Annotated in this window: 9 protein-coding genes; 3 read left to right on the top strand and 6 right to left on the bottom strand. The window is 41.7% G+C overall.

The window, feature by feature from the left end; all coding sequences use genetic code 11:
- From H6S82_RS12865 to H6S82_RS12855, 3 genes are all read left to right on the top strand, one after another.
- A partial coding sequence (locus H6S82_RS12865; RefSeq protein WP_191056285.1) for a DUF2079 domain-containing protein occupies nt 1–915 on the top strand: 915 nt, incomplete at its 5' end.
- Between the two features lie 136 nt (nt 916–1051).
- Complete coding sequence (locus H6S82_RS12860; RefSeq protein ID WP_190463857.1) at nt 1052–2242, top strand: glycosyltransferase family 4 protein; 1191 nt, start codon at nt 1052–1054, stop codon at nt 2240–2242.
- 155 nt (nt 2243–2397) lie between these two features.
- Nucleotides 2398–2670 (top strand): hypothetical protein, encoded by a 273-nt coding sequence (locus H6S82_RS12855; protein WP_190463858.1) that lies wholly within the window; start codon nt 2398–2400, stop codon nt 2668–2670.
- On the opposite strand, the gene H6S82_RS12850 is transcribed toward H6S82_RS12855, so the two are convergent.
- From H6S82_RS12850 to H6S82_RS12825, 6 genes are all read right to left on the bottom strand, one after another.
- Complete coding sequence (locus H6S82_RS12850; RefSeq protein WP_190463859.1) at nt 2647–3237, bottom strand: YrhB domain-containing protein; 591 nt, start codon at nt 3235–3237, stop codon at nt 2647–2649. The genes H6S82_RS12855 and H6S82_RS12850 overlap by 24 nt on opposite strands.
- A 247-nt stretch (nt 3238–3484) precedes the next feature.
- Nucleotides 3485–3817 (bottom strand): hypothetical protein, encoded by a 333-nt coding sequence (locus H6S82_RS12845; protein WP_190463860.1) that lies wholly within the window; start codon nt 3815–3817, stop codon nt 3485–3487.
- A gap of 20 nt (nt 3818–3837) precedes the next feature.
- A complete protein-coding gene (locus H6S82_RS12840; RefSeq protein WP_191056284.1) occupies nt 3838–4125 on the bottom strand; it encodes a hypothetical protein in 288 nt (95 codons plus the stop codon).
- A 36-nt stretch (nt 4126–4161) separates the two neighbouring features.
- Entirely contained in the window at nt 4162–4638 is a 477-nt protein-coding gene (locus tag H6S82_RS12835) for a hypothetical protein (RefSeq protein WP_190463862.1), read from the bottom strand.
- 377 nt (nt 4639–5015) lie between these two features.
- Nucleotides 5016–6185 (bottom strand): IscS subfamily cysteine desulfurase, encoded by a 1170-nt coding sequence (locus tag H6S82_RS12830; RefSeq protein ID WP_190463863.1) that lies wholly within the window; start codon nt 6183–6185, stop codon nt 5016–5018.
- 291 nt (nt 6186–6476) lie between these two features.
- A partial coding sequence (locus H6S82_RS12825) for a WD40 repeat domain-containing protein (RefSeq protein WP_191056283.1) occupies nt 6477–7047 on the bottom strand: 571 nt, incomplete at its 5' end.

Below are 7047 nucleotides of genomic sequence, written 5' to 3'. Positions count from 1 at the left end.
ATTATGCCGCTGTTTTCTGCGGATATTTCCGAGCGGTTTATGATGGAACGCTTCGGTCAGTATGCTGATGGTGATTCCGCTTCTACTTTAGAAATTATCTGGGGAATGGTGAAGAATCCCTGGCGCTTGCTGGTAGAACTGTTTTCGCCTTTTCCTGAGACGATGAAATATCTGTTGGCCCAGTGGTTGCCTTTAGCTTTTGTGCCAGCTGTTTCCCCGGCAGCTTGGGCGATCGCAGGATTTCCTCTGCTCAAACTTTTTTTGGGTCAGGGGGAATCGGTTTTGGCGATTAATATTCGCTATGCTATGACTGTGGTTCCGGGATTATTTTACGGAGCGATTCTTTGGTGGTCTCGACATCCAGAAAAGTTTAAAAAGTTGTCTTTTCGCCGCTTTTGGGTAATCTGCATATGTATTTCATTATTTTTTACCATTACTTCTAATCCGAATCGAACTATATCTTTTCTGGTGCCGGATTCATTTAAGCCTTGGGTATATGTATCTTTGCCTCGCCAATGGCAGCACGCTGGTGAAATTTACTCATTATTGGCAAAAATTCCCCCAAATGCAAGTGTGGCAGCCACGACTTATATTGTGCCCCATCTTTCTGGCCGCCGCGAAATTATTCGCTTTCCAGGATTGCAGTTACGGAACGATAAACGGGAAGTTGTGAATGTGGAATACGCGATCGCAGATCTGTGGCAGTTACGCGAGTATCAAGTTGCCTTCAAGACCGATCGCCAAATATTAAAGGATAGCATTGTCGCGATCGATGGGGTATCTGGTAACCATCTATACGGAATTACCGATTTTAAAGATGGAGTTATTCTATTGCACAGAGGAGTGGCTGACAATCCAGATGCAGTTGCGGCGTGGCTTACGTTCCGCCGAGGGATAGAAGCGATTTTAAAGTAAGCGATCTAAGTGCTAGTTATATGTCGATGACATTTTTGACATATAAATAGATGTATTAGCTACAATTGTCATGCTAATAAGTATTGAGAAATGTGAAAATTAGTAACCATAAATTAAGTCTTCGGGATGGGCAGTAATGAAAATTCTGGTGTTAACTTGGGAATTTCCGCCTCGGATTGTCGGGGGAATTGCTCGTCATGTCGCGGAGCTGTATCCAGAAGTTGTCAAACTGGGGCACGAAATCCACCTAATTACATCAGAATTTGGGGAAGCACCTCTTTATGAAATTGTGGAAGGTATACACGTCCATAGGGTGCCGGTAGGTTGGAGTAACGATTTCTTCCACTGGGTAGCGAATTTGAACAATAGCATGGGCAGTCACGGCGGTAAGCTGATGTTGGAAGATGGGCCGTTCGATCTGATCCACGCTCACGATTGGTTAGTTGGAGATGCGGCGATCGCACTCAAGCATATTTTCAAAGTACCCCTGATTGCAACCATTCACGCTACGGAGTACGGACGTTACAACGGTATCCACAATAACGATCAGCGCTACGTGAGCGGCAAAGAAAAGCTTCTTGTCTATAACGCTTGGCGGGTGATTGTTTGCAGCAACTATATGCGCCAGGAAGTAGAAAGAGCGCTACAAAGTCCTGCTGACAAGATAGATGTAATTTACAACGGCATTAGAGCTGAAAAGAAACCCCGCTTGCACGAATTTAACGCTTGGGATTTTCGTCGCCACTTTGCCAGGGATGAAGAGAAAATTGTTTACTACGTAGGTAGAATGTCTTATGAAAAAGGCGTTCCAGTGTTGTTGAATGCCGCCCCAAAGGTAATTTGGGAAATGGGAGGTAATGTTAGATTTGTGATTATCGGTGGCGGAAATACCAACCATTTGAAAACTCAAGCTTGGAATTTGGGGATTTGGGATAAATGTTGTTTCACCGGCTTTATGTCAGATGCGGATCTGGATAAATTCCAGACAGTTGCTAATTGCGCTGTTTTTCCAAGTTTATACGAACCTTTTGGGATTGTAGCTCTAGAAAGCTTTGCCGCTCGCGTGCCGGTGGTGGTTTCCGATACTGGCGGTTTGCCGGAGGTGGTGCGACATACCAAAACTGGTGTAGTTACTTGGACTAACAATTCTGATTCTTTGGCGTGGGGAATTCTGGAAGTTCTCAAAAATCCAAGTTATTCTCAGTGGTTGGTGGAAAATGCTTATGTGGACTTAGAACGACGTTTCAGCTGGCCTAAGTTAGCGCAGCAAACAGAAGCGGTTTACAAGCAGGTGGTGGAGGAGCGATCGCAAGTCGTGTGGGAGTAAACTACCTACACTCCCCTTATTTTTACCCCACCAATCTTTTCTAAACGGCTTACAGGTGATTTTAAAGGGAGCGTTTTCAAGTACGATCGCTACCTTATAAGTATGACATACTGTAGGACATTGTATGATAAATAGGCAGTATGACGGTGTAAGATATGCCGAAAACACCCGTTACTTTTAGGCTCTCTGACTCGTTGTTAGAAGCTATAGACGCCCAGGTGGAAGCAACTTCTAGCAATCGCACCGATGTTGTCGTCAAGGCGTTAAAGCAATTCTTTGGGTTGGTAGAATCCGATCGCTTTCTTGCATCCCTTGATGTGATACAAAGTCTGACAGAGCGCGTGACGTACCTGGAACAAGTTTCGATCGGCACGGAAAAACTGTCCTCCGATGTCTTACATAGTCTAACGGACGTCAATTATACTTAGTTCAAGAAGTTGAATTACCTCTTTTAACCAGTTTTTTGCATCTTCTTTATTTTTAAACACCCGGTTAGTTATAGTGCTTATTTTTTCGGCAGGAAAATGAGTTTCTGCTACTTGTTCTTTACCTTGAGCGATGACTTTTTTTATATCAATCAACTTGGTGAAAGAAACATAATATTGAATAGCTTCTCGTTCATTTGGAAACCCTCCAAACTTCATGGTTGCCATATAAGCTTTAAGGAAGCAAAATAATTCGTAATAATTATTTTGCTTGGGGCTTCGTTTTTGTTCTTCAAAAAGTTCTAGGCTTTTTTTTAAAGAGTTGTTTTGGGTATTTAAATAGTGTAGACTTCCATCGCTCTTTTCGACAAGTATAGGATAGTTTCCCGCCCGTCTGTAAATATTATTTTTAGTTTCTAAAAAAAGTCTTGTTTGATAACAAAATACCCAACCGTAGTCATTTTCAATTGTAGCTTCGTCAATTACTACCCACTCAAAACCAGGTTTGACGTTAGAATGAGCATTAATTTGTTCTGTTACAAGCCGTTTTGCAGTTTCTTTGTCAATCATAATCAACTCAGTTTTTCTAGTTTAATTAGTCCTGAAAAAGGAAAATTCACTAAAATGATCGAGAATCTGTTGTCCACCTGCTTGTCCATTAAAGAAACGGACTAATCCTTCTTGATTAACTCCATTAAAAAAGGCGATTCCCCACCTTATCGTAGGTATATTCAACAATCCGATTACCAGCAACAGCATCAGTAATTACCACTACCCCAACTTGAATATCCTCAATATTCTTGCTCCCCTTAGTAGTTTAAAAGTCTTCAGGAGCAGACCACTCAAAATCTTCATCTGTAAGGTTACTTAAATCCCTACCAGAAGATTTTATTGAGTTTATAAAGTTGTTTATAGAATTTTCTAATGCCTCATCAACTGATTCTCCTTGGCCTCCAACCCATTCAGGCGAGCCATTTTTAAAATTTTTTATGGCAACATTCACACGTCCTGAGTAATTACCATAATTATCCTGGGTGATTTTTACTCTGAACTGGCAATTTGGCATATATGCAATACATCCCACATAAAACTCAGCAACCACTTTTTCAATACCTTGAATATTTGGTATTTTAATTTCGTTCCAACTCATAATTTAATAACTTTAAACAGTTAATCAGAACCAAAAGATACAATGCGACCATCAGGTGCTAAATCAATATAGCGTCCATTCTTAACATAGCGCTTTGTTCCAGGATTTGCACCATCTACGGGATAACTTTTAGCACGTTTCTGGTTATTTTTAAATTGCTCTGCTTTGTTAAGATACTGTTCTGGGGTAGTAGCATTTATTTCTGCTCCATGTCTGTCGAAGTGATACCTCAATGAATCTTCAGGTGAATCGAAGCTCCCTTTATGCCATTTTTGATCGTAATCAGCATTATGAACCAGCACCCCCAAATCCGAAACAAAGTAAGTGGGAATACCCTTTTATGCTTATTCCCATTTAAAATCTTCCCACGCAACATTTTGCCATTCATAATTTCCATCTTTTAACCATCCTAAACTACGCCAATATCCATGACCATTTAAGTGTTTTTCAAAAACAAACTCAAGGATACTTTCTCCTGTACTTAGACACAAACGTTTTTGGCTAGTAACATCGAACATGAAAAGAGTCAGACTGACATAAAACATATCATCCCCCTTTTCACTTCCTACCATATTTCCACCAATTACGGCTGACCAGGCTGTAGATAAAATAGACTTTTCTAGAATTTTCATCTTGAGCCATTGACCAAAAAAAGGAGAGTTAATATCTAGATTAATTTCTGGCTCTCGCTCAAAATCTTGTTTTATGAGCTTTTGAAAATCTTCTAGGAGAGCGTCTATAATTTCATACCAAATTTCCTTATGATAGGGTTCTTTTGATTGACCTGCATTCCAAAGTTTTGCTTCAATTGATGGCTTCATTTTAAAATTTATCTCCCAATAATTAAGGGATAATCTCGACGTAGTTAGGATTGTTGGCCCACTTATTAGGAGTCGTATAATATTCCCAGTTGGTTATTTGACGATTATCTTTATCAAACCAATTTAATTTTGTAGGGTCTGTTATGTTGCGTTGATTTATAAAATCTTGGCAATCTGCGAGATATTTTTGGTAGCTTTGTGAGTCAAATCCATCAAGATTAAAGTGAATTTCATCAGCCTAACTCATGTTATCAAGGATAAAATTTGGAAAGCAAACCTGCAATTCCTCTCAACACCTCCCTATCGGGTAGGTGTGAGTTTCCTTGCGGGAATAGGTGAAACGATCGCAAATTGCAAATTTGCGATTTCCGATTTGCTTAGCCGACAAGGGAAGCTTGTTTGCGAAGACTGCGAATGGTAGCGATCGCATGATTCACTACTTTATCTATATCATCTGCCGTATTAAATCTACCAATGCCAAATCGAATTGAAGCATATGCGAGTTCTGGCGATCGTCCCAAAGCCGTGAGAACATGGGAGGGAGCAGTTTTAGCAGAAGTGCAAGCCGACCCGGAAGATACCGCGACTATCGGTTGCAAGCCCAATGATAGCGCCGATCCGTCCACCCCTTCTACACTGATATTCAAGTTTCCCGGTAATCGCTTTGTGGGATGTCCGTTCAGAAAAATGACACCCAAGGGTGTCAAATTTTCCCACAGACGCTGACGCAAAGCGGTGAGGCGTTCTGTTTCCGAAGGCATTTCCGCGATCGCCAATTCTACAGCTTTCGCAAATCCAGCAATTTGAGGCACGTATAATGTACCCGAACGCATTCCCCGTTCGTGTCCGCCCCCATGTTGTTGCGGTGCTAACTTTACTCTAGGATTGCGGCGTCTGACGTAGAGTGCGCCGATACCTTTCGGGCCATAAATTTTATGGGCTGTCAGAGACATCAAATCAATTTTCATCGCCTCGACATCGAGAGGAACTTTGCCAATAGCTTGGGCGGCATCTGTATGGAAAAGGATTTGGCGATCGCGACACATTGCGCCAATTTCTGCTATGGGTTGCAATACACCAATTTCGTTATTAGCAGCCATCACTGAAACTAATATTGTATCCGGACGGAAAGCTTTTTCCAATTCTGTTAAATCTATTAATCCATCTTTTTGTACTGGCAAGTATGTCACTTCAAATCCGAGGGATTCTAAATACTGGCAAGGGTCGAGAACGGCATTGTGTTCTGTTTGCACAGTGATGAGATGACGCCCTTTTTGGAAATAAGCTTCGGCGATACCTTTGACCGCTAAATTATTCGCTTCTGTAGCACCGCTGGTAAATACAATTTCCTCTGGTGTGGCGTTAATTGCATCTGCTAAAATTTGCCTTGCTTGCTTAACAGCAGATTCGGCTTCCCAGCCATAAACGTGGCTGTTACTGGCGGGATTGCCGAAGTGTTCCGTGAAGTACGGAAGCATCGCGGCTAACACGCTTTCGTCGAGGGGTGTGGTAGCGTGGTTATCGAGATAAATGGGTCTGGGAGACATAGCGATCGACTCAAAATTCAACTTGTTTCTACAATACTTAAACCTTGACTATTTTATAATACTTTTCTAGATTTAAAAAGTTTAAACCCATCTGTCTCAAAGCACTAAATTTTGAGGAAATTTATCTTAACTTATCCGCACCTCATCTTCACAAAAAGTTACATTTAATCTGCTATATAAAAAGTTTTATACTTCCCGATTACTTACGCACGCAGGGACTACAAACTAGGGCGAGCGCCAGCATAAGCATTTCGCATTAGATCCGATCGCCCTGGATTGAGAAATTTTTGCTTACGGTAATTGCCAAATTTTGATTGTCTTATCTCCAGCACCACTAGCACCGCTAATTAGCGTTTTTCCATCCGGACTGAAAGCGACCGATCGCACTCCATCTGCATGACCGGAAAGGGTTTGCAACAAATCGCCAGTGTTGAGATTCCAAAGTTTCACCTGATTGGATTTATCTCCACTGGCAATTGTCTTACCATCAGGGCCGATCGCCACAGACAAAACCGGGCTTCTATTGGTAATATCGCGCAGAATTTCTCCACTTGCTACATCCCAAACTTTTATAGTGCTATCCTCAGAACCGCTAACTAAAGTTTTGCCATCCGGAGTAAAAGCAACCGACCAAACGGCATAATAACTATGTCCGGAGAAACTACGCAACAGGTTGCCAGTGCGAAGATTCCAAAGTTTAATAGTTAAGTCTTGATTGCCGGTAGCGAGAGTTTCCCCATCAGGACTAATGGCAACAGATAAAATCATGCCCGATCGCGGCGATAGAGTGCGCTCTAATTGTCCGGTTCTGAGATTCCAAATTTTGATTGTACCATCTCCACTGCCACTCACCAAGGTTCTA

The organism is Planktothrix sp. FACHB-1355, assembly GCF_014748295.1.
GTDB classification, from domain to species: Bacteria; Cyanobacteriota; Cyanobacteriia; order Cyanobacteriales; family Aerosakkonemataceae; genus Aerosakkonema; species Aerosakkonema funiforme_A.
This window is presented reverse-complemented; position numbering and strand designations above follow the sequence as displayed.

What these genes read in the sequence shown, in the direction of transcription:
- H6S82_RS12830 (WP_190463863.1), bottom strand. Translation starts at nt 6,185, where the DNA reads ATGTCTCCCAGACCCATTTATCTCGATAACCACGCTACCACACCCCTC.
- H6S82_RS12835 (WP_190463862.1), bottom strand. Translation starts at nt 4,638, where the DNA reads ATGAAGCCATCAATTGAAGCAAAACTTTGGAATGCAGGTCAATCAAAA.
- H6S82_RS12860 (WP_190463857.1), top strand. Translation starts at nt 1,052, where the DNA reads ATGAAAATTCTGGTGTTAACTTGGGAATTTCCGCCTCGGATTGTCGGG.
- H6S82_RS12855 (WP_190463858.1), top strand. Translation starts at nt 2,398, where the DNA reads ATGCCGAAAACACCCGTTACTTTTAGGCTCTCTGACTCGTTGTTAGAA.
- H6S82_RS12850 (WP_190463859.1), bottom strand. Translation starts at nt 3,237, where the DNA reads ATGATTGACAAAGAAACTGCAAAACGGCTTGTAACAGAACAAATTAAT.
- H6S82_RS12845 (WP_190463860.1), bottom strand. Translation starts at nt 3,817, where the DNA reads ATGAGTTGGAACGAAATTAAAATACCAAATATTCAAGGTATTGAAAAA.